General features: G+C 34.1%; 30 protein-coding genes and 1 other annotated feature. Of the genes, 5 read left to right on the top strand and 25 right to left on the bottom strand.

Annotated features, from left to right (window positions below; all coding sequences use genetic code 11):
- From WAX74_RS07200 to WAX74_RS07090, 23 genes are all read right to left on the bottom strand, one after another.
- Entirely contained in the window at positions 1-534 is a 534-nt protein-coding gene (locus WAX74_RS07200; protein ID WP_336496976.1) for a Spo0B domain-containing protein, read from the bottom strand.
- A 115-nt stretch (positions 535-649) separates the two neighbouring features.
- Positions 650-940 carry a 50S ribosomal protein L27 gene (rpmA, locus tag WAX74_RS07195; RefSeq protein ID WP_053588770.1) on the bottom strand — a complete coding sequence of 97 codons (291 nt, stop codon included), beginning with the start codon at positions 938-940 and terminating at the stop codon, positions 650-652.
- Between the two features lie 12 nt (positions 941-952).
- Positions 953-1288, bottom strand: a complete 336-nt coding sequence (locus WAX74_RS07190) for a ribosomal-processing cysteine protease Prp (protein ID WP_336496975.1) — start codon at positions 1286-1288, stop codon at positions 953-955.
- 1 nt (position 1289) lies between these two features.
- Positions 1290-1598, bottom strand: a complete 309-nt coding sequence (rplU, locus tag WAX74_RS07185; protein ID WP_336496974.1) for a 50S ribosomal protein L21 — start codon at positions 1596-1598, stop codon at positions 1290-1292.
- A 12-nt stretch (positions 1599-1610) separates the two neighbouring features.
- Positions 1611-1690 (bottom strand) — a sequence feature (ribosomal protein L21 leader region).
- A 51-nt stretch (positions 1691-1741) separates the two neighbouring features.
- A complete protein-coding gene (locus WAX74_RS07180; RefSeq protein WP_336496973.1) occupies positions 1742-2338 on the bottom strand; it encodes a site-2 protease family protein in 597 nt (198 codons plus the stop codon).
- Positions 2331-2876, bottom strand: a complete 546-nt coding sequence (locus WAX74_RS07175) for a hypothetical protein (RefSeq protein ID WP_336496972.1) — start codon at positions 2874-2876, stop codon at positions 2331-2333. Before WAX74_RS07175 ends, WAX74_RS07180 begins: the two co-directional genes overlap by 8 nt.
- Before the next feature lie 92 nt (positions 2877-2968).
- The gene (gene minD, locus WAX74_RS07170; protein WP_336496971.1) at positions 2969-3769 is read right to left on the bottom strand and encodes a septum site-determining protein MinD; all 801 of its coding nucleotides are present in this window, start codon (positions 3767-3769) and stop codon (positions 2969-2971) included.
- Position 3770: 1 nt separating this feature from the next.
- A complete protein-coding gene (gene minC / locus WAX74_RS07165; RefSeq protein ID WP_336496970.1) occupies positions 3771-4442 on the bottom strand; it encodes a septum site-determining protein MinC in 672 nt (223 codons plus the stop codon).
- Between the two features lie 36 nt (positions 4443-4478).
- Positions 4479-5006, bottom strand: a complete 528-nt coding sequence (gene mreD / locus WAX74_RS07160) for a rod shape-determining protein MreD (protein WP_336496969.1) — start codon at positions 5004-5006, stop codon at positions 4479-4481.
- Positions 5003-5905, bottom strand: coding sequence for a rod shape-determining protein MreC (gene mreC, locus WAX74_RS07155; RefSeq protein ID WP_336496968.1), 903 nt, complete (start codon positions 5903-5905; stop codon positions 5003-5005). Before mreC ends, mreD begins: the two co-directional genes overlap by 4 nt.
- Positions 5906-5921: 16 nt before the next feature.
- Positions 5922-6938, bottom strand: coding sequence for a rod shape-determining protein (locus WAX74_RS07150; RefSeq protein ID WP_336496967.1), 1017 nt, complete (start codon positions 6936-6938; stop codon positions 5922-5924).
- 95 nt (positions 6939-7033) lie between these two features.
- Positions 7034-7732, bottom strand: coding sequence for a RadC family protein (gene radC, locus WAX74_RS07145; RefSeq protein ID WP_336496966.1), 699 nt, complete (start codon positions 7730-7732; stop codon positions 7034-7036).
- The gene (locus tag WAX74_RS07140; protein ID WP_336496965.1) at positions 7729-8331 is read right to left on the bottom strand and encodes a Maf family protein; all 603 of its coding nucleotides are present in this window, start codon (positions 8329-8331) and stop codon (positions 7729-7731) included. The genes radC and WAX74_RS07140 overlap by 4 nt, the downstream gene beginning before the upstream one ends.
- A 94-nt stretch (positions 8332-8425) precedes the next feature.
- Complete coding sequence (locus tag WAX74_RS07135) at positions 8426-9061, bottom strand: hypothetical protein (protein ID WP_336496964.1); 636 nt, start codon at positions 9059-9061, stop codon at positions 8426-8428.
- An 87-nt stretch (positions 9062-9148) separates the two neighbouring features.
- Entirely contained in the window at positions 9149-9904 is a 756-nt protein-coding gene (locus WAX74_RS07130) for a prepilin peptidase (RefSeq protein ID WP_336496963.1), read from the bottom strand.
- A 12-nt stretch (positions 9905-9916) separates the two neighbouring features.
- Entirely contained in the window at positions 9917-10639 is a 723-nt protein-coding gene (locus WAX74_RS07125; protein ID WP_336496962.1) for a hypothetical protein, read from the bottom strand.
- Entirely contained in the window at positions 10632-11219 is a 588-nt protein-coding gene (locus tag WAX74_RS07120) for a hypothetical protein (RefSeq protein WP_336496961.1), read from the bottom strand. Before WAX74_RS07120 ends, WAX74_RS07125 begins: the two co-directional genes overlap by 8 nt.
- Complete coding sequence (pilM, locus tag WAX74_RS07115) at positions 11219-12196, bottom strand: type IV pilus biogenesis protein PilM (protein ID WP_336496960.1); 978 nt, start codon at positions 12194-12196, stop codon at positions 11219-11221. Before pilM ends, WAX74_RS07120 begins: the two co-directional genes overlap by 1 nt.
- A gap of 127 nt (positions 12197-12323) precedes the next feature.
- Positions 12324-12761, bottom strand: coding sequence for a type II secretion system protein (locus WAX74_RS07110; protein ID WP_336496959.1), 438 nt, complete (start codon positions 12759-12761; stop codon positions 12324-12326).
- 98 nt (positions 12762-12859) lie between these two features.
- Positions 12860-14065 carry a type II secretion system F family protein gene (locus WAX74_RS07105; RefSeq protein WP_336496958.1) on the bottom strand — a complete coding sequence of 402 codons (1206 nt, stop codon included), beginning with the start codon at positions 14063-14065 and terminating at the stop codon, positions 12860-12862.
- Positions 14065-15102: a type IV pilus twitching motility protein PilT gene (locus WAX74_RS07100; RefSeq protein ID WP_336496957.1), complete on the bottom strand. Its 1038-nt coding sequence runs from the start codon at positions 15100-15102 to the stop codon at positions 14065-14067. Before WAX74_RS07100 ends, WAX74_RS07105 begins: the two co-directional genes overlap by 1 nt.
- Positions 15103-15113: 11 nt before the next feature.
- A complete protein-coding gene (locus WAX74_RS07095) occupies positions 15114-16778 on the bottom strand; it encodes a GspE/PulE family protein (protein ID WP_336496956.1) in 1665 nt (554 codons plus the stop codon).
- A gap of 20 nt (positions 16779-16798) precedes the next feature.
- On the bottom strand, positions 16799-18148 hold the full coding sequence (locus tag WAX74_RS07090; protein WP_336496955.1) for a VanW family protein: 1350 nt from the start codon (positions 18146-18148) through the stop codon (positions 16799-16801).
- Positions 18149-18390: 242 nt separating this feature from the next.
- Between WAX74_RS07090 and WAX74_RS07085 the strand changes: the two genes are divergently transcribed.
- The 3 genes from WAX74_RS07085 to WAX74_RS07075 are packed head-to-tail and all read left to right on the top strand — an operon-like array spanning position 18391 to position 20501.
- Positions 18391-18795 (top strand): type IV pilus modification PilV family protein, encoded by a 405-nt coding sequence (locus WAX74_RS07085; protein WP_336496954.1) that lies wholly within the window; start codon positions 18391-18393, stop codon positions 18793-18795.
- A 16-nt stretch (positions 18796-18811) separates the two neighbouring features.
- Positions 18812-19237 (top strand): PulJ/GspJ family protein, encoded by a 426-nt coding sequence (locus WAX74_RS07080; RefSeq protein ID WP_336496953.1) that lies wholly within the window; start codon positions 18812-18814, stop codon positions 19235-19237.
- Between the two features lie 16 nt (positions 19238-19253).
- The gene (locus WAX74_RS07075) at positions 19254-20501 is read left to right on the top strand and encodes a hypothetical protein (protein ID WP_336496952.1); all 1248 of its coding nucleotides are present in this window, start codon (positions 19254-19256) and stop codon (positions 20499-20501) included.
- Positions 20502-20544: 43 nt separating this feature from the next.
- Here the strand turns inward: WAX74_RS07075 and WAX74_RS07070 are convergent, their stop codons facing one another.
- Positions 20545-22248 (bottom strand): sensor domain-containing diguanylate cyclase, encoded by a 1704-nt coding sequence (locus WAX74_RS07070; protein WP_336496951.1) that lies wholly within the window; start codon positions 22246-22248, stop codon positions 20545-20547.
- Positions 22249-22346: 98 nt separating this feature from the next.
- Complete coding sequence (locus WAX74_RS07065) at positions 22347-23570, bottom strand: bifunctional folylpolyglutamate synthase/dihydrofolate synthase (RefSeq protein ID WP_336496950.1); 1224 nt, start codon at positions 23568-23570, stop codon at positions 22347-22349.
- An 88-nt stretch (positions 23571-23658) separates the two neighbouring features.
- On the opposite strand from WAX74_RS07065, the gene WAX74_RS07060 reads away from it, so the two are divergent.
- Both WAX74_RS07060 and WAX74_RS07055 read left to right on the top strand, forming a co-directional pair.
- Complete coding sequence (locus WAX74_RS07060; protein ID WP_336496949.1) at positions 23659-24537, top strand: ATP-grasp domain-containing protein; 879 nt, start codon at positions 23659-23661, stop codon at positions 24535-24537.
- Positions 24534-25337 (top strand): ATP-grasp domain-containing protein, encoded by an 804-nt coding sequence (locus WAX74_RS07055; protein WP_336496948.1) that lies wholly within the window; start codon positions 24534-24536, stop codon positions 25335-25337. Before WAX74_RS07060 ends, WAX74_RS07055 begins: the two co-directional genes overlap by 4 nt.
- Positions 25338-25462: the final 125 nt, after the last annotated feature.

The raw sequence follows: 25462 nt of genomic DNA, 5'->3' as shown, positions 1-25462 counted from the left end.
TCACTCCAACCTTTCCCTTGCAATTAATTTATATTTAATATGGGAATTTGTATTAATTTCTTGCTCCACTTCCATTAAACCATTAAACATTCCATCCACCCATGTATAAGATGACCATTCACCTTTTAATTCTACTTGTACTTCCAATACTTCCGCAGTTAGTATACAGACTTTAAGTATCTGTTCCTGATAGCCTTTAAGCAATGGATAAATTGTTTGTACAAACCGCTCTAAATAATCCTTTACTGGTTCATCGTATTTTTCTGCCCCTACTTGTTGAATAGAAGTTTCAAATTCCAATGTTATTTTATTGTAAGCTAAACTAAACGTTTGTAGCCACTCATTTGTATGAAGTAACCCAGCATTATTGACGTCGAAAAATTGAGTACACTTTAAAGAATACGTACGTATAAGATTTTTTGCTTCATCATATCTTTCCATATCTAAATTCATTTGAATCAGATGAAGATTATTTAAATAATCGTGCATCGTTTGACGCAATACTTCGTTTATTGTATTTTGTTTAGACTCCATATTTATATACACGCTCCGTATGTATGCTTTCCCTCTTTAGTATAACAGGTAAAACTCTTTTTATCTCAAAAGAAAACAAAAAGGACTGCAAAAATGCAGTCCTTTTATTTTTTGATTAAGCTTCTTGAGCTACAGGATATACACTTACTTTTTTCTTGTCACGACCGAAACGCTCAAAGCGTACTACACCGTCAACTTTTGCAAAAAGTGTGTCGTCTCCACCGCGTCCAACGTTTTCACCAGGGTGAATTTTAGTACCGCGTTGACGGTATAAAATAGATCCGCCTGATACGAATTGTCCGTCAGCGCGTTTAGCACCTAGACGTTTCGCTTGAGAGTCACGACCATTACGAGTCGAACCTACTCCTTTTTTGGATGCGAAAAACTGAAGATTCAATTTCAACATATGTTCCACCTCCTACTTTTTGAAGGTTATTTTTATATACTTACCATAGTCTTGTTCAATCGTTTGTAAAGATACAATCATCGCTTCAAGAATCAGCTGTATATTTGCAGCTTTTTCAAGGTTTGAAATACTTGGTACTTCGACGTATAAATAGCCTCCGTCACCTTTTTGCTTAATAATAGGTGTGATTTCTGTTAGTGATATGACAGCATTTACTGCACCAAATGATACAGCAGACGCACCTGCACAAACTAAATCTTTCCCATGTTCAGCAAAATCAGCATGTCCTTTCATTTCAAAAGAATGAATAAGACCTGATTGATCTCTTGTAACAGTCACTTTAATCATCTTATAAACTAATAGATTCTACTACTAATTTTGTGTATGGTTGACGGTGACCTTGTTTTTTACGATAATTCTTTTTCGCTTTGTATTTGAAAACGATGATTTTTTTAGCTTTGCCATTTTTTACAACTTTCGCTGTAACTTTAGCACCTTCCACGAATGGAGCACCAACTTTAACATCATCTCCACCTACGAATAAAACTTTGTCAAAAGTTACAACATCCTCAGCAGTTACATCTAATTTTTCAATGTAGATTTCTTGCCCTTGTTCAACTTTGATTTGTTTTCCACCTGTTTCAATAATTGCGTACATACCTGCACCTCCTCTTAGACTAAGACTCGCCTTCTTAAAGGTGATTCGATTACTCGAATGCTTAAACCTTTTCAGAGCGGTTGTAGCAACGGGTGCTGCTACAAACAATAACATTTAAATATTACTACATCTATAAAGCTACGTCAAGCACTTCTCGTGATATTATCAAATGCTAGCTTGTACTTTCGGAATCTCCAAAAAGAAATGTTTAGAATGAACAAGTATAAAAAGATTATACTGACTGATAGTAACCTAGGAAAGTAATACAAGCTCGCACAAAAGATCAAGAAGCTAAAAACTAAAGAGAATCCAACAAGATCATTATATCTAGTTGGATTAAATATATATAATACTCGTCCACCATCCAAAGGATAAATAGGAAGTAAATTTATACATAATATTAAAATTTGTGTTATTACAATGATATTTTTTTGAGGAATATCAATAATAGTAGTGAAAGCTAACAACAGCAATGTAAAGAAAGGACCAGAAATTACAATTAAAAATTGGTGTACTTTTTTAAATTTGGAAAACTGCTCTATTCTGATTTCCCCACCATAAGGCAATATAGTGCACGAAATAATTTTAACTCCAATTAGTTTTGCAGCCAATAAATGACCAAGCTCATGGAATAGTAATGATCCAAACACTATAGAATACACGGCAACTTCTCCAGATAAGTAAAAAAATATAAAAAAAGGTATCATAATTGGATGCACTCTATACATTTTACTATTCATCTTCAGGTGATAGCCATTCCACTAGTTCGGTTGTATCTAGTATCTCCCCATCTTTTTCTACTTTAACATACAGTAAGTTACTAGCAACAGACGCAAAAATATCTCCAGTATTGACCGTAGTATATGGTAATTGATTGAACTCTCCTAAAAACCCAAATGTCGCAGTTTCTCCAGTATCATACAAAATAGAAAGAGTCTTTCCTGTTCTTTTCGTATAACCCGTAAATATAATTAAGCCATTTTCTGCAGCAAAAAGCTCTTGTGCGTCATTAATAGATAAAATAGCTCCCTCTTCAAATGGTTGAATTGATTTATATTCAATTAATGGAGGAGTTGTAACAGGTGCACTTACACTTATTACGTCATCCGGTTGATTCACCCAAGCCATTATTTTATTATATACTTCACTTGGTTTTTGTGGTTCAAGTAGTGCAGTAGAGTAATTGGTTGATAGGACATCATTCTTTTCAAATTTAGACAGCGCAAAAAATAGTATGACAAATACAAATGCGAACATCCATTTTTTTCTCGATAGCATAACATTCCCCCTAGTAGGAATGTATGATGGCTAGGACAAATTCATGAACAAAATAAAGCCGACTTCCAAATTATTTGAAAGTCGGCTTAAAATTATTTAGAAAATATAGATTTAAGTATAGACATAACACCTTTTTTAGGCATGTCCATAGACATTAATGGTACAGACTCCCCTAGGATACGTCGGGCAATATTACGATACCCTAATGCCGCTCTATTCGACGGATCCATTACAACAGGTTCACCTTTGTTGGAAGATGTGATAACACTTTCATCATCTGCCACAATCCCTAATAAATCAATAGATAAATGCGTAGTAATCTCATTAATATCAAGTGCTTCACCTTTCGTCATTAAATGTTGACGAATACGGTTAATAATTAACTTCGGTGGATCAATTGATTCCTCTTGTTCTAATAAACCGATAATTCGGTCTGCATCACGGACTGCAGAAATTTCAGGTGTTGTGACAACTATTGCTTTGTCAGCACCAGCTATTGCATTTTTATACCCTTGCTCAATACCTGCAGGACAATCAATTAAAACATAATCATAATCACGTTTCAATTCGGTCACGAGCTCTTTCATCTGCTCCGGTGTAACTGCATTTTTATCTGTTGTTTGAGCTGCTGGCAACAAATATAATTTATCCTCAAAACGCTTATCTTTTACTAACGCTTGATGAACTTTACAACGACCTTCAACAACATCTACTAAATCATAAATGATTCTGTTTTCAAGTCCAAGTACAACATCTAAATTTCTTAAACCGATATCAGTATCCATTAAACAAACTTTTTTACCTTGAAGAGCCAATGCAGTTCCAAGGTTTGCAGTTGTAGTTGTTTTACCTACCCCACCTTTACCAGAAGTTATTACGATTGCTTCTCCCACATTAGCTTCCTCCTTTAAATGTCGATAGATTCGGTCTGATTAATCGAAGTTCTTGTAATCGATCTATTGCTATTGATCCATTTGTATGTAAATAAGCACATTCCATTTCTGGATGCTCCGATAAAACACTTAACTCGTCTGTCATCGTTTCTACTACATTATCAATTATTAAATGCGTGGCTTCTAACCAAGAGGCTGCAATAACAGCATCCCTTTTTCCATTAGATCCAGCATGTGCAATCCCTTTTAATCTACCTAGTACAAAGACATTCCCACCAGCGACTACTCTTCCGTTAGGATTAACATCACCAATTACCACTAAGTCACCTAAAGCAGTAATTACCTGACCAGACCTTACTATTCCTACATAAGTTTCTGACTGATTTTCAAGCAATTTTTTGTTGCATTCTTCTACAGTCATTACTTCACTTTGAATCTTCGATACTCGAAGATGTTCTGTTTGTTCTACACAGTTAATAATTTCTTTGGCCTGTTCATCGTTGCAATAACGATTTCCAAGTTGTAAAAGCACTTCAGCTTGACCTTCAAAACCTTCATCCGAAACCTTTTTGGCTAACTCTTCTAAAAGCTCTGCATATGAACACTGATCGTCTAGCCGTAATACAAGGCCCTCTTTCGTTCCTTTAATCGATATTAACTGCTTTTTTGTCAATCAAGCCACCTCAGATCCACTGTCTACCGAAAAGCTTTATTTTTGCATTAATAACGCCTTTTGATTAAACCGATTTAGAAGAATATATTTAAAACCCCACCCGAACATAGCTAAGAATACTAAATTTGCAATCATTGTCGGGAGAAGATTAAACTTATAAAAATCTACAAACGTCATACTTTTTATTCCAATAAAAGTATAAAAGAAAAATAATAATAACTCTACAACCGCTACTAAAACTAATGTTAATACTGTAGCCACTAGTAAATGCTGATGTACATATTTTACAACTAAACTAGCAACTAAACACATTAATGGATAAATAAAAGAATATAATCCAATAATATCAATGAAAAACACATCATACAAGAGTCCAAAAAACAATCCATATATCATTGCACGCTTTCGATCATAATAAATGGATACAAATATTAAATACATGATTAAAAAACGAGGAACTAAAACATAGAAATCCTCATTTATTTCAATAGGCGAGAAAAGTCCAAAAATCGGTTCCATATAAAATAATAGAACCGAAATGATAATAACTAAGAAACGAATCATGAGCCGTCCCCTGCGCCTTCTGTTAAATCTCTCTCGGTATTTTCTCCATCCGTTCCATCAATTGTAGACATAGAACGCTTAGAAATAATCACGTGGTCTAATATAGAAAAGTTTGCTGCTGGTTTAATATACGCTAGTTTTGTCAAACCATAATCATCCGTCGTTACTTCGGTCACTTCTCCGATTAATATACCCTTAGGAAAGATTCCACCTAATCCAGAAGTTGTCACCTTTTGACCTTTTTTCACATCAAAATCAGAGTCAATTCTCTTTAAAATAAGCTCTTTTCGCTTTTCATCATAGCCTTCTATTAATCCAAAAATCTCTTCTTTATCTGATATAACCGCGGACACTCGGTAGTTTGGATTTTGTGTAGATAAAAGCTCAATAGTAGAGGTGTATGGCGTAGTTAATATGACTTTCCCAATTAACCCTTGAGAAGTCATGACAGCCATGTTCACTTTTATTCCCTGTAATTCTCCTTTATCAATAATAAGCTTTTCTTCCCATTGGTCCGGATTTCTTGCGATAACTGTTGCTTGGACGGGATCATAAGCTCGAAGATTTTCTTCTTTATCAACAATATCTCGTAACTTCTGATTTTCATTTTCTAAATCATTGACATCTGCTTGTAACGAGGCATAATCCTCTAATCTTGCTTTCAATCGTTTATTTTCATCGTATGTATTAAGTAATGACTCTACATTATTAAAAACACCAGTAACATACTGAGTCGGCTTGGAGAAAAAGGATTGTCCAAGTCCGACCACATCTTTAATAAGTTGTTCTGGCATAGATGCATGATTCCGATCGCGCAATGAAAAGCTGATGAGTGCCACAAGAAATATCATCCCTACAAGCAGCAATATTAATCGCTTATTCGAAAAAAATTGTGGCATGGCTCACTTCCCCTTACTATTTCGTTCGTTGACGTTTTAATAATCCCATATGATCAAGTGCTTTACCAGTACCAATAGCCACACAATCTAAAGGATTTTCTGCAATAAATACAGGCATATTAGTCTGTTCACTTATTACTTTATCTAAATTTTTAAGCAGTGCTCCACCACCTGTAAGCATAATACCACGTTCCATTACATCTGCAGATAATTCTGGAGGTGTTTGTTCCAGTGTTTTCTTCACTCCATCAATAATGGATGTAATCGATTCACGAAGTGCGTTGGAAATTTCCTTAGAAGTGATGTCAATCGTTTTAGGTAAGCCAGTTACAAGGTCTCGTCCACGTATATCCATCGTGTCTTCCTCTGTCGTAACTCTTGCAGAACCAATTTCGATTTTAATCGCTTCCGCAGTACGCTCACCAATTGTTAGGTTATACGTTTTACGTACATAACTTGTAATAGCTTGGTCCATTGCATCGCCACCTACTCTAACCGACTCGCTAGTCACGATACCACCAAGTGAAATTACAGCTACTTCCGTCGTCCCCCCACCTATATCAACGACCATACTTCCAGTAGGTTCCCATACAGGTAAATTGGATCCTATCGCCGCTGCAAAAGGTTCTTCAATCGTTAACGCATCACGAGCTCCTGCTTGTTTCGCTGCATCGATTACTGCACGCTGTTCCACAGAAGTAATACCATAAGGTACACAAATCATTACATTTGGTTTGCTCCAAGACATGCCAGAAGCTTTCATAGCATTTTTCAAATAATATTCTATCATCGCAGATGTAGTATCAAAATCGGCGATTACCCCATCTTTCATTGGACGAATAGCTACGATTGAGCCTGGTGTACGCCCTATCATATTTTTTGCATCATTTCCAACTGCAACAATATCTCCATTTTGTACATTTTTAGCAACTACGGAAGGCTCTCTCAACACAATACCCTTCCCTTTAATAAAAACAAGCGTATTCGCTGTTCCTAAATCAATACCTACATCTCTTGATCCAAATCCAAACACTATTTTTTACTCCCTTTCCATTTAACGCAAGTTTCATTTAATTGATACAAAGTCATAACTCCCATTATAACGGAAAGAATGGAAAATGCACAGTGTCACATGTACCCCTTTTCTTTTAAACTAATAAATTGATGATCTCCAATGATAACATGATCGAGTAATTCGATTCCCATAATCTGTCCAGCCTCTAGTAGTCGTTTAGTCACGTCAATATCTTCTGATGATGGGGATGGATTACCGGAAGGGTGATTATGTGCACATATAATAGATGCTGCTGATCTTTTTACAGCTTCGCGGAAAATCTCTCGAGGATGAACAATCGACGCATTAAGCGAGCCGATGAAGATTGTCTGTTTATGGAGAATTTGATTCTTTACATTAAGGAATAATACAACAAAATGCTCTTGAGTTAAAGAAGTCATATCAGTCATTAAATATGCTGCTGCATCTTTTGGAGAGCGAATCGTAAACTTTTCATCTGTTTTTTGCTGTGATAATCTTCTACCTAGCTCAACCGCCGCAAGTAGCTGGACAGCTTTTGCTTGACCTATGCCTTTTACCGACATAATTTCTTCTAACGTGGCATTTTTTAATTCTTGGATTTGTTCTATAAAATTGAGAACACGATTTGCTAAGTGAAGCACAGACTCTTGCTTCGTACCAGTACGAAGCAAGATGGCTATCAATTCTTGGTTTGACAAACTTTGAGCACCCTGCCTTATCAATCTCTCCCGAGGGCGATCAGCTATATGGACATCACGAATCATTAGCGCTGGAGTTAAATCTACAGTCATTTTGTAGTCTCCTTAGCAAATTCTATTACGCCAAGTCTTAATAGCGTTTGATATAATCGACTTATAGGAAGGCCTACAACATTGTTATAATCACCTTGAATCTTTTCAACAAAAAGTCCTCCCATCGTTTGAATACCATACCCACCTGCTTTATCTAATGGATCACCAGATTCTACATAAGCATTCACTTCTTCATCTGAAAGCTCATAAAATTTAACTGAAGTAGTTTCAGAAAATGCAAGATTGATATCTGGTCCTATAATAGAAACTCCAGTAATCACATGATGAACATTCCCAGATAAGAGTTTGATAAACTTTTTCGCCTGAGCATTATTAGTAGGCTTAGTTAATAATGCTTGTCCTATTCGAACAGTTGTATCAGCAGCAATGACGATTGCTCCTGGATTACTCTGCGCAATCTCATTCGCTTTTAAATCCGCAATTGCTATAGCAAATTCCTCTGGCCCATAAATACTATCTAACTTTTCATCAACCCCAGCAGGCTGGATCTCAAATGGTACGCCTAATTTACTAAAAAGTTCTTTTCTTCTCGGAGACTCACTAGCTAAAATTATTTTATCTTTTGTAATAAGATTCATTCTTATTCCCCCTTTTTAATAGGATACAAAAGTTTAGAAGAAAGGGAAATTGTGTATAAATCCATTACAATTCCATTTTGGTCAGATTTTCATATCAAAAATTCAATTTTACGCAATCATTCAGCTCCAAATAATGCGTCAAAACATGTAATCTTATAACAGATGAAATGTCTGAAAACGTTGATACAGCAGTCACTATATTCATCATATCCTCTGGATAATCTTCTTTTTTGGCAATAGAGTCAAAATAATTTTTTGATAGTTTTTCTTCCTGTAATATATTAATGATATTTTTCACCTTAGGATCCGCACAAGCATTTGCGGAAATATTGATTGTTTTAAGAAACGTAGGAAGAACTTCACCTTCGCTTGTACTTACCTCATTTACAAAAAGCTCACTCCACACATAAAATTCGTTTCCCACTCGGACAATACTTGCTTTTTCAAGACTAGGTTGAGTGCTAATAAAGGACATTGCGCTGTCCTTTGAAGTAAACATACCATATTGCTTTGCTTTAAATGGTAGAGCAGCCTCCCCAGTTACTTCAATTTTCTCTTCTTGTTCTTCCTCGATTGCAGGGCTTGAAACTTGTTCTTGCTCTTCCACTTTCTTTTCATTCGACATGTTTAATATGAAACCAAATAACAATACTCCTACGACTCCAATAACTAATCCTTGTATACCCGCTAAAATTACTTTTTTTCTCGGGTTTCGCCTTCTAATCGGCATTTGCTCACCCCTTTTACCCACAACCTTATCACTAAGTACATAAAAAAAGACGAGACCTATGTCGGCTCGCCCAAAAAACTTATCGAGTTAAAAAAACATATTCATATACCAATCGACAAGGGAATTGCCGAAAAAGTAAGCAATAATAGCAGCAATTGCAATAGAAGGTCCAAAAGGTATTGGTGTTTTACGACCTTTTTTAGCTATTCTCAAAGTTATAACACCCACAATCGCTCCTATAAGAGAAGCTAAAAAGAGCGTCAATAGCGTATGCGTAGTACCTAAAACAAGTCCAATCACAAAAAATAATTTAATATCCCCGCCGCCCATACCACCTTTCGACAATACGGCGATTAGAAACAATATCCCAAACCCAATAATAGCTCCTAAAATACTATCCCACCAGGGAGTTAAAGGGGAGAAGATTCTAAAAACTATTAAAGGAATTAAAAAGAATAGAAGAATTTTATCAGGAATGAGCATATACGCTATATCAGAAATGGTAATAATGACAAGCAAAGAAATGAACAAGATTGCCACAGCCAACTCTAAAGTAAAACCAAGTTGAAAATAAGCAAAAGCAAATAAGAGTCCGGTGACAAGTTCCATCACTGGATACATCCAATGAATCTTCGTCCCGCAGCCACGACATTTTCCTCTTAAAAACAAATAGGAAAAGACAGGCACCAAATCACGAGTAGTGAGGTTCCGATCACAGACAGTACAATGGGAAGGTGGACGTACAATTGACTCCCCTTTTGGAATGCGTAATCCAACCACATTGAAAAAAGAGCCAAAAATTAGGCCGTATATGAAAAATAATATAGTTATTACTATTTCCATGTAGTAAACACCTTACTTCTCTCCATCGTGATAAAACGTGGTTACTTGAATTTCAGCATATGCAGTCTTCTTTGAATCTATGTCGTAATTTTGTTCTTCACCTGGCATATTAAATTCTATTCGATCAACACGGACTATTCTTTCTAATTTCTCTAGTTCCTTTATAAAAACTATTAACTGGTCATAATCTTTTGTTAACAGCGTTATATTAAATGTTATTAACTTAAGCTGAGGAGGTAATGAAATATTAGCCATTGGCGATACGGGAGTTACTATTTCAGATTCAGTTAAAGTTCCATCCTCCAAAATTTCTGTTTCTGTTGAAGTATCACCTTCTAAATTCCCTGTAACTGTCTCTTCGTCATTTTGTGTGTGAGCTAGATTAGATTCAGCGACAACCTCGTCATAGTTATTAAAACTAATAGATTCTATTTTTGATTCACTAATAAGATCAACTTTTTCTATGGAACGAATTAACCTGTCTAATTCTCGAGTAAGTGGAACTTTTTTCTCTAAAGAAAACGTATTTACTTCACTTTCTTCTACTTCAGGAGAAGCTAATTCTGATTGCAACACAGCAACCTCTGTTCGCACATTATTGACAGCTACTTCTTTTAATTGCTTTTCTTCATTGAGAGGATATATTAGAAAATAATAGATTGCACCAATAACGACAAACACTAAAGCAACAACTATGAGGAAACCCGTCTTCTTATCACTAAATAATTCATTCACTAGCGGGCACCTCACTTAAATATGTTTGATCAATAGTTAGTTTTATTTTGGCAGAGTAACGAGATTGAATATCAAAATCTATAATTGCACTTTCTTCTGTACTTCCTGGAGGGACAAAATTATTAATCTCTTGTACTTGCACATCTGTAAAGTATTCACTGTTTAATAACTTTTCCACATATATAGAAATATCATTCATTGTTTCAAAATCCACGTCGAAGATAATCTCTGATTCCCCAAACTCATAATTACGCAAGTATGTATTTAAAAGCAAAAGCGAATGAATTTCCTCTATTAATGGACTAACAGGATAGGAAACACTTTCTACAAAAGAAACAGAATCAGAAAGACTCCCTTGGTATCCTGTATTTGCTGATGAGACTTGAGCAACTAAAACATCACGTTCAGCAACAATTTTAGTTTCTTCAGTAGTTAAAGTGCTTATATCTTTCTTTAAAGATAAAAATTGAATGCTTAAAAATAAAATAAGAGCTCCTACCAAAATAATACTCAGTATGATTATAAGGTTATTGGACTTTTTACTTTCCATCTTGGGAAGTAAATTTATTTCAGGAACCATTACAATACCTCCTTCAAAGCAAGTCCAATAAGTGGTACATGTTTAGCTTTAAAATTCGGATAAATAGATTGTACAGTACTATCATCAATAAGCTTAATCGGGGTTACATAATTCGAACGCAATTCAGTTACTATAAAGTCCATTTCAGTAGAATCACCTAAAACAATTATTTCGTCTACTCCCTTTTCTCCCTTATTCAATGAAAATAGGTAAAAGTTTAAGATTCTTTCAATCTCAGCAATTTGATCGATCAATAGCACACGGTAGTCTTCTGTTTCTCCTTCATAAACAGATTGAACCTCTTGCTCACTAACTTGTCGACTCTGCCATTTTTGCATAGGAGTATCAATTGTTTGATATCGAAGAAATTCAAGATTACCCGGTGTATAAATACTGATGGACACACCTGTAATGGACCAATCTGTGATCAGGTAACTTTTTTTCTCAATAAACATGTTCATTCGTTCCAATAATCGAATCGTTGATAATGAGCGTACATCCGCTACTGTTGGGGTTAAAAACAAATCATCAAATAAACCAGACATTTTAATAACTTCCTCAGAAGGAGCGGCAAATAGAGTCGCCTCCCCGTCATTTGGTTTGTCATCATACACATCAATCAGTGGATAGGAAAAAGGCAAATGAATGGTCTGTCCTAATTCCATCTCCACAAAAGCTTTTAATTTATCAGAAGTCACATCTTTTGGATGTTCAAATGTCTTCATCATCACAGAACTATCAGGTACAAAAAAACGCACCTCATTTCGTTTAATCCCCCAAGTATTTACAAGCTGTTTCAACTCATCATACAAAGCCATTTCATCACGAATTGTATCATCTTCAATAATTCCTAATCTTAACTGGTGCTCATAAACTTTTGCTTGATTGGGATCTTGGCTATTCATCACGAACGCTCTTATTACGTATTCATTTATTTCTAAAGCAATAAAACGCTTCTTTTTTTTACTTTTGAACATAGCTAGTAACCCCCATTTATTCCTTTAATCCGTTGGTGTTATTTTCACGTTTCAGAAAACGATTGTTCGTTTGCTCAAGGGTGAAAATAAGGGAGAATACAGCAGACTGGGTCTGCTGTATATATTATTAATTGTTTAAATTTGTGTTTAATTCTGTTTCAGACATTGTTGTATCACTTGTTCCTAAACCTGTTTTATAATCAGTACCTTTAATATCATCAAACTTCGAATATGTTACACTCCAAGCATCTGAGGTTTTGGCAGCTGAATAAGTAATACCTGAGCCAGTAATTCCTTCAACATAATCTTCCAAAACGGTTTGATCACAAGAAATAGTACCTGCGGTTGTAGTATCATCACATTTATTATCGATTACAGCGAGTTTAGCACCAGCTAAAATATTTGAAGCATCAGCTAATATAGCTTTATCTCTAGAATTGCTTATAATATTTCCAATCGCAGGCACAGCAATTGCTGCAACAATAGCTAAAATTACGATAACTGCAAGAAGCTCGATAAGGGTTAAACCTTTTTGATTTTTAAGTATTTTATTAAATTTTTTCATTTTCATATTCCTCCTCGTGTTGATTTCATTCAATTCATATGGTGGTTCAAGACACTTTAATTTTACAGCTTATCACCCCTTCCAATGGAAATTAATTATTAAATTTGCTCATACATACTAAACATCGGTACCATAATAGCCATCACAATCGTTCCAACAACCGCCGCTAAAAAGACAATCATGAGTGGTTCGATTAGTGATTTGAGGGTATCCACTGTTCGATCAACATCATCCTCATAAAAATCTGCAATTTTTTCGAGCATATAATCTAATGAACCAGTCTGTTCACCAATTGCCGTCATTTGAGTCACAAGTGGTGGGAAAATCCAACTTTTTGCAAGTGGTGCAGAAAGTGTACTTCCTTGTTCAAGGCTTGTCCGTGATTCTCTAACTACTTTCCCTATCACTGGATTACCAATTACATTTTCTACAATTGTTAATGCATGTAAAATTGGAACAGAACTACTAAATAAAGAAGAAAGAGTTCGAGTCATTCTTGCAAGCGCTGATTTCTGAAGCAATTTACCAAATACAGGAATCTTCAATAATATCAAGTGAATGGTATAATTAAATGAATCATTCTTTTTATACAAATAGTTAAAAACGATTAATATGATTAGAATAAACCCCAAAAAGATATACCAGGATGATTGTAGGTATTCACTTAAATTCATCACTATTTTTGTTATTAAAGGGAGTTCCGCACCCATATCGTTAAACATCGATACAAACTGCGGTACGATTGTTAACATTAAAAATACTGTGACGATCATTGTGAGAAATAATAAAATAACTGGATAAGCCATCGTAGATTGTACTTTTTTCTTTAATTTAAATTGTTTTTCATATGAAAAAGCTAAGCGCTCTAACGATTCATCCAAATTCCCTGTTGCTTCTCCAGCCCTAATCATATTTACAAACAATGTAGGGAAAACTTTTGGATTTTTGGATGCTGCATCTGAAAATGATACCCCTGAACGAACATCCTCTTCTATTGCCTGTAGTCCCTTTTTTAATGTCTTACTAGAAGTCTGTTCGGCTAATATTTTAGTAGATTCTAATATGGAAACACCCGCACGTATCAAAGTTGCAAATTGACGACTATAAATAACAAAATCCTCATTTTTTACTCTGCTTCCAAACGAAAGTTCTTTGTGCAATATACTCTTTGACTCTTCTATTTCCCTTGGATTTATTCCTTGTGCTCGTAATTTAGATATAGCTAATTGTTTACTGGAAGCATCAACTACACCTTTTTTTACAATTCCTCTGGACGTTCTTCCACTGTACTTAAAGACAACCATCAATAGTCACCTACCATATAAGGCTGAGCTGATTCCAGTGAAATTTTACCTTTTAGAACCAATTGCTGAATAGATGATTCAAGTGTATGCATACCAAGTGCTCTACTAGTTTGCATAACATTTTGAATCTGATGTACTTTTTCATTACGAATAAGATTTGCTACGGAAGGAGTTTGAACCAAAATTTCTGTAGCTACAATTCGGCCTTCCATATCTTTTCGAATAAAAAGTCTCTGTGAAATAATTCCTTGTAGAACATTTGCTAATTGTATTCGAATTTGTCCTTGTTGATGTGGTGGAAATACATCAATTATACGGTCGATGGTAGTAGGCGCACTGCTTGTATGCAATGTAGCCATGACTAAGTGTCCTGTTTCAGCTGCAGTAATTGCAGTTGAAATTGTTTCTAAGTCACGCATTTCTCCAACTAAGATAACATCTGGATCTTGTCGTAAAGCCGCGCGTAACCCATTGGCGAAGCTCTTCGTATCAGCACCAACTTCTCTTTGATTAATAATCGATTTTTTATGTGAATGCACATACTCGATTGGATCTTCAAGTGTGATAATATGTTTAGATTTTGTCGAGTTAATATAATCCAGCATAGAAGCGAGTGTCGTTGATTTCCCTGAACCTGTTGGGCCAGTCACTAAAATAAGACCCTGGGGTTTATCCGCGAGTGTATAAAGAAGGTTCGGCATTCCAAGATCTTCAATCGAAGGTATCTTGGATTCAATCATACGTATAGCTATAGCAACATTACTTTGTTGGTGATACGCATTTATACGAAATCGACATAATCCTGGCAATTCAAAACTAAAGTCCAATTCTCCTTTTTCATTAAACTCCTCTAGCTTGTCCATAGGTAGTAATTCTTGCAACATTGTTTTTGTATCATTTTCCAAAAGATTAGTATCACCATAGTTTCTTAATTGCCCGTGAACCCGAAAAATTGGTGGTAAACCAACTGTTAAATGAAGATCAGAAGCTTTATGTTGATAAGTCGCTTCTAGCAATTCTAAAATTGTTTTTTCCATATTTATTCACCTCAATTAACAGTAGCAACCCGAAGTACTTCTTCTGTAGTTGTTAATCCATCTCTAACTTTTAATAATCCATCATCTAATAAACTGTAATAGCCAGTTTCTTTCATATAGTCATTTAAAAGTAAGGGACTTTTACCTGTAAGGATAATATCTTTTACAAAGTCATCCACTTTTAACACTTCATGAATGGCAATTCTGCCTCTATATCCTGATTGATTACAAGCAGGGCAGCCTCTGCCACGCCTTACTTTCTCAACCGATATTTCTCGACTCTCAAATATTTCCTTTTCCCGAGCATTCGGTAATACATATTCTCCACAATCTCTACACACTTTCCGAACTAATCGCTGAGCAACAATTCCAACTAAAGAGGAAGAAAGTAAGAACGGTTCAATACCCATGTCTCTAAGTCTAGTGACAGATTCAACTGCACTATTCGTATGAAGCGTACTTAAAACTAAGTGACCTGTTAAGGATGCACGAACGGCTATTTGTGCAGTATCCAAATCACGTATTTCTCCAACCATTACGAAATCAGGATCTTGACGTAATATAGATCGAAGTCCTGCAGAAAAAGTAAGACCAACCTCTTCACGAACTTGTATTTGGTTTATGCCTTCAAGTTGATATTCAACTGGATCTTCTACCGTAATGATATTAACATTCTCATCGTTTAGCTTATTTAGAGCTGCATATAATGTAGAAGATTTTCCTGACCCAGTAGGACCGGTAAGTAAAACAATTCCGTTTGAATAATTAATCATTTCATTGAAAGCTTTAAGATTTTTTTCATTAAAACCAAGTTTGTTCAAATTATTTAATGCATTACTTAGATCTAAAATACGCATTACTACTTTTTCGCCATAGATTGTAGGCAATGTTGATAGTCGAATATCTATGTCCTTCATATTAACGGTCAACTTTATTCTTCCATCCTGAGGAATTCTGTTTTCTGTAATGTTTAAATTCCCCATAATTTTAATCCGAGCAATAATTATATTTTGCATATACTTTGGAATTGAACGTTCCGTCTTTAGCATTCCATCTACGCGATACCTTACCCGCAATTCATTTTCTTGAGGATCAAAATGTATGTCACTCGATCTCTGAGCAACCGCACTTGCAATAATTTGATTTACTAACCTAACAATTGGAGAATCATCATCTGTGATTTGCGTATCATTCTCTAATTCAGTTGGTGTCATATCTATTAATGCTTGGTCCATAGACTCTTGCAAGTCATAGTACTTTGTAATGGTTCGATACAAATCATCTTTTGTTGCGATACTTGTCTCTATTTGACATCCCGTTGCCATTCTAACCTCTTCTATCGCGAAGTAATCCATCGGATCTGCCATGGCGATCAAGAGTTTATTTCTCTCTTTTCTAATTGGCATAATATTAGCTCGTTTTGCTAACTCTTTAGGAACTAATTGTATAAGTTCAGGATTAATCGAAAATTGGTTTAAACTAACATGTGGAATCCCTAATTGAAACTCTAGCACCTCAATCAATTGTTGCTCAGTTAACAAATTCTCTCTAATTAAAAAGTCTCCTAATTTTTCTTCACGACTTTTATGGGACAGTGCATAATCTAACTGTTCATTGTTTATCACATGGGACTCAACAAGTAAATCGCCTAATCGTTTACGTGCATTGTTTTTCATTATACGACCCCCACATGGTATTATTTTGATTCTGGATGGATAATATTACCGGCTTTATCATAATAACTACCCTCTGGCAATTCCTCAGAAACATTTTCATTTGGTGATTCTTCTGAGATATTCGCGTTATTTGAATTAGAAGATGGGGAGGTATTAATATCTGATAACCCATCTCCATTCATATCAATGTCCAAGTCAGAATCAGTTATAGATGTGCTTTCAGGAATTACAGAAGATGTTAGTACTATCCTATTTACTGGTGGATAAAAATCTTGACTGATTAAATCTTCTTTTTCAAATGGACCCGACTTTTCAGAAATTGTACGATTCAAAGAAACACGAAGTCCGGCCACTCCTTCTTGAACAAGTTCCTCTTGACCTGGATTCAGATCAGAAGAATAACGATAAATTGTTCTTGGCTTAACTTCTAAACGATCTCTAACTTGGTAACTAGCAGTCGTCTCAGAAGGGATAGAATATATTTCGATTAATAAGCTTGAATCTTTTAAAGTTAATTTTAGCGTTGCTTGGGTATTATTTTGATTAATAAACTTCAAATCTTCATTAGAGCTTTTGCTAATTTTAGCTTCCACTCCAGGTTCTAAATAAGGAGGGATTACACCTTGTGAATACCGCTCCACTATTTCAAAGTTCGTTTGAAGTAAAACGCTGTATAAAATAGAAGCAACAAAATCAGCACTTTCATTATTATTCCCAAAGTTAACTTCCTCTAAGTGTTCTAACAAAGAAAATACCTCTCCACTTTCAATAACCTGATCATTTAACTTAGAAATAATATCGTTTAATCCACTCGAATTAATCGAAATTTTTTCTATATCAAAAGCAATACGTTCCGATTGAAATACTGAAGAATCCAAAGCAGCCGTTTCTATGGGTTTAGTTGATAAAATCCCTACTTGGTTTTTAATGTTAGCCATTGTTTCTTCTACATTTAAATGCCCCTGTTTTTCAATTAAACTAGTTAACTCTGAATCTATAGAAAATTGAAGTGGTATATGTACTGTTGGTGGAGATTTCCAAAAAACATACCAAGGTGTATCAACTTGATTAAAATATTCATTTACCGACGCTTCGACATCGAATGAAAACCACTCAGGGAGTAAACTTAATTCAATACTATTTCCAATTAATAAAATAGGTTTTTCTTTCCACTCGTTTATTTGAGTATTTAACAATGAAATAACTTCTTCTTTATTTAGAGACTCTACTTCTAGACCACCTATTGTTGAACTAGATAGGTTGTTTTCTGCTTTGACATTTTGATTAAAAATTACGTAATTACTTGTCCATATATATAATAGAAAAACTGTTAATGTAGTGAGGATCATAGTTTTCCAAATAATTTTCATTAGCCAGTCTCCATTTCAAGAAAATGTTAATTTCTAAATCCAAACATCACGCAAACATAATAGGTAAAAATACTTATAAAAAATAAATCTTAAACGAAAATTTCGTGATGGCATCAATTAAATAGAACTAATTTTATTAAAAAAATTGAATCTATTTCCTTATTTATATATGATTATATTATAAAACTCAGTAGAAATAAATGGGTTAAAACTAAAAATCTAGTCTAAAAGGAAGTAACTATATGAAAAAAAAGCTATCTAATCAAGAAGCTGGATTTACACTAATTGAAATAATTGCATCTGTTTTACTTCTTACAGTTGTAATAACCCTATTTATAACACTAATCCCTCAAATGTTTAATATGAACATTCGCACAGAAGAAAATTTGTCTGCAGTGTCTATAGGTAAAAAAGTATTAGCTGATATAAAAGAAAACAAATATGATTCAGAGATAACTCAATTAAAAAACTCTTCTGCCATTGATACAAATTTAACTATAACTTCATACAATCCTTATAAGGTAGTTGTGACTTTTTCACCTACCCCTGATGTAGAAGGTTCTATCCAAACCCTTTATCCCTTAAAAATTAGTATAGAAGATAGTTCAGGCAAACAACTAACTACTACTTATGGATATTCCGATTGATTAGGAGGAAGAAAATATGGCTAGTAAACAAAACCAAAATGGTTTGACGCTTGTTGAATTGTTAGCTGCTATCGTAATATTCAGTGTTATTTCTCTTATACTTTGGCGTTTCTTTTTCCAAACAATTGAATTTAGCGATGATGCTATGTCTAAGAATCAATTACAAAAAGAAGCTAACATTATACTTAATACGATACAACAAATGCATACCCAATCAGATTTGAAATCGATTAAAATTAATAATGATTCAACCTCTCTTACTTTAGAGAGTAATTTAGATACTGTTGTTTTTAATAACCCTGGGATCATCTATCAAACTTCTCAGTATACTTTTAATGAAAATCCTGTTTCCTTTAAATTTGAAATCTTACTTTCTTCTTCAAAGAATCCATCAATTACTTATAAAACTAATACTACTTTTCGTAAACTAACAGCAAAATAGAAATGGAGGATTCAATTTGCAAGTAATAAAGAACAATAAGGGATATACGTTATTACTGACTCTTATAATAATCGTCGTACTAATAATTTTATTTTCTAGTTTTACGTTAAGTGCATTGAGTCAACAAAAACAAGTTGAAAACACCGATGATTCTTTTGAAGCGACGGCACTTGCTGAGATGGGAGTTGAATACTATCGTGCCAAAATTATTAATATGACCCATGATCAAGGAATCCTTCTAGCACTCGAATTACAAAATAATCAGAAAAAACTTCCTAAAGATAGAGAATCAGAAGAAACTATAAAAATTAGACATATGAATTTATTGATCAATAATATTAAAAGCTTAATAACTTCAGATTCTACACATACAGTAGACAGTATAAATAATTCTACAAAATCTTTTAAATTGCTTAAAACACCTAATTACATGGGAAATAATTCTATTGAAATTGAGGTACAAGGGGCATTGTTAAATAAAAAGAAAGATATTACTGCTGAATTCAAAATACCTGATGATTTAGTAGTACCCAAAGCCTCTGATTCAAACAACGAGAACCCTATGGACGGGAGAAAAAATTTAATAATCCTGCCTCCAAAGCCAACCAACTTATGTAACGGTATGAAAGTAAATCCTTGCTACACTTCTGAAACACCTGATACTAAATCAATTAGTAATATTAAAATGTGGATTGAAAATACGTCTATAAATTTTAATAATGACACAGGTAAATATCAGAACTTTAATTCAACTCTTTATCTATTTGGACAAACAACTTTTAATCATATTAACGGTTCTAATTTAAATCTTTATTCAAATCAAAATATAACTTTCGATAAACATGTTTCTTTAGTAAACTCTAAAATTGAATTGGCAGGACAATTAAAACTAAATTTCAATTCATCGGGTAATAACAATAAAACGTCATTTTCTGCTAGCACAATTTTAGCAGATGGTATCTATATAAATACACAGAACAAAAACTATTATTTAAACCTTACAAATGGATCTAAGCTGTGTTTAAGAAACAAGAGTTTTAGTGCTGATCACAATAAAATTAAAAAAGATAATTCTAGTTTTGTTTATATCCTTGATCCATCAATTACTGGAAAACCAGTTAATGTAGGCACTGAAACAAATACAAAATATGTGTCTGAAGTAGATTTTAAAAACTTATGTGGTCTAACAGATACTTCTTCTACGGAATATATAATTAATAGCCCAACACTAGATAATTTCACCAAGAAAATAATATATAAATAAAAAAATCGAGAGAAGCTTTAACATAAAGCCTTCTCTCGATTTTTCATCTCACATATTCCGCAACCCTATTCCTACCAGCCTGCTTTGCCCCAATATATAGCGCTCGATCGGCGTTTCGAAGAAGTGACATACCTTCATCACTATCTTCAGGTGCTGTAGAAACTCCAATGCTAGCGGTGATGAAAATAATTTCTTCCTGTGAAACTTCATCTAGGTCCAATTCGACCATAAATGGTGTTTGTTCAATTTTTCGTCGTAATCTTTCGGCAATATTTGTGGCTTCCACTTTCGTGTAGTTTGGAAGTAAGATTACAAATTCTTCTCCCCCATACCTTGCTACAGTTCCATTCGACCCAATTTCATCCTTTATCACTCTTGCAAACTCTTTTAAAATAATATTTCCGCTATGATGCCCATATGTATCATTGACTGATTTAAAATGGTCGATGTCCATCATTATTAATGATACTGTTTTATATTCACCTAGGGATAATTTTTCCATAAAAAATTCCAATCGCTTGTCTAGGTAACGATAATTATATAAATTAGTTAATTCACAGCGTTCACTTCTTGCCAATGCGTTTCTCACATACTTTGCTTTCTCCACGGAAACAGCGAAATATGAACATAATAAATGCACCATTTTTAGTTGGTATGCCTCGAAAGCATATTTTTTACGTGAAGCGAGTACTAGAATACTCTCTATTTTTTGATTTCGATAGATCGGTACGCACATGACACTTTGCATATCCGATGCAAGAAATGGAGGTTTCATATTAATCCATTCGCTTTGTTTATCAAATAAAGTTGGTATCCCTTTTTTATATATGACACCAGCAAGACTATTATCCAAATCCTCCGGAGCAAAAAAGAGTTCTACATTTTCTCCGTCTTCTCTGGCGCGTAATATTTGAAATTTACCATATAAATCATCGACTATATATGCCGAATCTATAGGGAACATCTTCGTAATACGCTCCATGAACATATCGATTATCTCTTTACCAGTCATACGCTCAGCAAGTTCATGCCCAAATTGACTTGCCTCATTAAGATCCGCATTTACTTTCTCCGAATTACTATATAGACGAACTAATAAAGTAATCATTAAAAAGGGTAAGCCTAATAATACAAATGCTATGGTTCCTATGTAGCTTTCTAAAAAATATAAGCTTATCCCAAAAGGCAATGTAATCGTTAATCCAATTACATCCCAAATGGTAGACTGGTCTACTAATTTTGGACTATTTCCTGTCGAAGAATCTCTCAAATAAATGAGCGCATGGTTTAAAATTACATCACAAAGAGCATAAATTGTACCAAAGAGAAGTAAATCTTTCACTTCTAGCGAGCCTAGATTGTAACCAAGTAAGTGAACAACAACACCACAAACAACTGAAATAATGAAGAACATCAATGAGCTAAAAGCGATTCGATAGAAATTATCTTTGTTAACTTTTATATGATAGGCTATCGGTAATATACTCAATTGCATAAGAATCATTTCTGCAAATATCCCATAATTCAGAAAAGCTGCAAGCGATACCCATTGACTAAGAAACATAGTATTTCCAGAGATAAAAAACGGAAAACTTGATGTTAATAGCATTAATAACAAGAGTATTAAATAAGCATCCCATTCAACATGCCTGCTAGGTGCATATTGATAAACTAGAATAGACCCTAAGGGTACGACTAATAACCACAGTATGAAAATATTTCTTTTGGCTTTTACTGATATATTCATAGGACTATTTTTCTCCCCTTAATATTGCTTTCTATTACTATTAGCTTATTACTCGATTATTTAAATTATATCACTTAAATCTCTGAAAATTTCAACTACTATTTACCTGTTTTTAATCTTAGTTCCGATATAAAATATAATGAACCCGTGACAATAGTAATATCATTATTATGTGATTTTTTAAACTGAAAATCTTCTATATCTTTAGTAATACTTTTTTCATCGTGTAAACAGTGTTTATACAATACATTAGGTGGTAATGCCCTTTCATGATGAAATTCTACAAATTCAAAAGATGTACCTACTTCCTCCAATTTTCTTAGCATATATACATAATCTTTGTCTTTTAGAATTCCTACAATAAAATGAATATTATTATGTGGGAAATTAAGCTTTATTGTGTCGACTAATGCATCAACGCTCGCTTTGTTATGAGCACCATCAAAATACAGATCTTCCCCTACTCTTTCCATTCTGCCCGGTATACAAGCATGTCTAACAGCCTGTTGCACTTTATTTTCATCTAACAGAAAATTACTCTCCAATAAAGCGGTTATTGCCAAAGCCATATTGGATTGCTGATGTTTCCCTAGCATAATCGGGTTTAACCCTTCAATATGAGTCTTGTCATAAGTATATGAGTTATTATGTAGGAAAAAATCATTTCCATATTCAATTATGATACCGTTCTTTTCTAAAGTTTCTCGGAGAAAAACAGTTTTTGCTTGTTGATCCAATTGACCTATAATTAATTTGCTATCTTCTTTCAATATTCCTGCTTTATGCCAACTAATTTTTTCTATTGTATCACCTAAAAATTTTGTATGATCAATAGAGATGCTTGGTATAACAGCAATCGATTTTTGTAATACATTTGTACTATCAAATCTACCACCCATTCCAGCCTCTATAAACACAATATCTAATTTTTCGGATTCAAAAACTAAAAATGCTGCTACAGTTAATAATTCAAAATCAGTAAGCATACCACTTAGATTAGCTCGTTGAATCTTTTCGAATGCCATATCCATTTGTTCTGTCTTAACATTTACACCGTTTAATTGGATTTGGTCATGCACATCAATAATACTTGGTGAAGTAAAGGATCCGTATCTTAAACCGTGTTCCTTTGCGATTGCTCTCATAAATGCAATGGTTGAACCTTTCCCATTCGTACCTGCGACATGAATGGTTCTGTGTTTATTTTGAGGATTACCAAGCTTCTCTAGTGCTTTCTGTATGGAATCTAATCCAGGTTTAATAACAGATTCACTTTTTACATTCCATTTATTTTTATATAAATTAAAATTATTTATTTCCACGCCGTTCACCCTATTCCTTCTGTTATAATTTCATGCTAAACTTCTTTATAAACAGTATTATATCACGCACTAGCGGAGGTCAATCATTATGCAAACATGTTGGATTGTATACAACGGAAGTCTTACAGATGAAAAATTTATCGACCAGGCTCTTCTTCTTCAAGAAGCAGCAATTAAACAAGGCATACAAGCAACATTAATAAGGAATTATGAATTATTAATGGACGTCCAGCTAGGATTAAACACTAGACCTGATTTTGTCATCTTTTTAGATAAAGACATATTATTAGCGAAGTTCTTAAAAAATGAAGGTATTCCTGTCTTCAATGATCCCGATATAATTGAAATATGTGATAACAAAGCACGCCAGTATATGTTACTTGCAAAAGCACAAGTTCCATTGCCTCGAACAATCATTGCGCCAAAAGTGTACACAGACTTTACAATTCAGCATACTGGTTATTACGAACAGGTATTAGAAACAATTAAATTACCTATGATTATAAAAGAAGCACATGGCTCTTTTGGTTTTAAAGTTTATTTAATAGAAACTAAAGAACAATTTTTTGAAAAAGTAGAAGAACTTAATGGAAAAGAATACGTTTTTCAAGAGTTTATTGAAAATAGTAGAGGTCGTGACATTCGAGTAAATGTTGTAGGCGGTCAGGTAATAGCTTGTATGCATCGCCATTCTGAAACAGATTTTCGTGCAAATATAACAAACGGTGGAACTGCCTCACAAATAGAGCTTACAGAAAGACAAAAAGAAGTGGCTATTCTTGCTGCTCATGCGCTTAATGCAGAGTTTGCAGGAGTAGATTTATTATTTGGAGAAGATGAAGAACCACTTGTATGCGAAGTAAATGGTGTAGCTCATATTCGTAATATTTACAATGTGACTGGTATTAATGTTGGTGACGCTATGATTAGCTATGCCCTTTCAAAAGTAGGTCATGTTCTTATATGAAAGGCTTACTAATTTACGAGTTAAATGAAATTGAAAGAAATAGAAGCTTTATAGATCGGCTTATAAAAGCTGGCGAAAATTATAGTCTTTCCATTACAGTGATAGATGATCAAAGTTCCTCTATTCCTGATGCAGATTTCATCTTTTTCAGAGCAAGAAACCCTCAACTTTCAAAACAATTAGAACAACGGAATATTCCAATGTTTAATCGTGCGGAAGTAAATGTAGTTGCGAATGATAAATTGAAAGCAATACAGCTAGTACAGCTACTCGGAATTCAAACAGTGCCTACTAGAAAAATAAAATCAGTATCAGATATTCCTCACTATCCGATTGTAGTAAAAACAATCGATGGTCATGGTGGATCACAGGTAGAATTATGCCATACTGAAGAGCAAGCCAATGTTTTTATTAGTGAGCATGATTCTAAAACGATTATTGCTCAAAAGTATATCGAAACAAATGCAACAGATGTCCGAGTATTTATGCTTGGAACGGAAGTAGTCGGAGCGGTAAAGCGAATTGGTGCAGAAAACAGTTTTAAATCAAATTATACTCTTGGCGGTACCGTAGAAAAATACGATTTAAATAGTAGCCAGATTAAAGATGTGGAAAAAATAGCTAGGTCATTAAAAAGTGATTACATTGGCATCGACTTTCTTTTGCTACCTGATGGTAGTTGGTTGTTTAATGAATTAGAAGATCCCGTAGGTGCAAGATCTTACTTTGCAACAACGAATAAAGACATTGCCATCCCGATCATGGAATATATTAATAAGAAATTAACTGAAAAAGAGTGAGCTGAATTTTTCATTAGCTCACTCTTTTGTGTTTTCCAACTAAACTCATTAATATTCCAACTAAAGCGTCAATTTTTCCAACTAAATGCTCAATTATTCCAACTAAAGGTCATTACTTCAAACTA

It is taken from the genome of Psychrobacillus mangrovi, from assembly GCF_037104765.1.
Taxonomy (GTDB): domain Bacteria; phylum Bacillota; class Bacilli; order Bacillales_A; family Planococcaceae; genus Psychrobacillus; species Psychrobacillus mangrovi.
The sequence above is the reverse complement of the archived record's forward strand: the minus strand, read 5'-3'. Positions and strand labels throughout refer to the sequence as shown.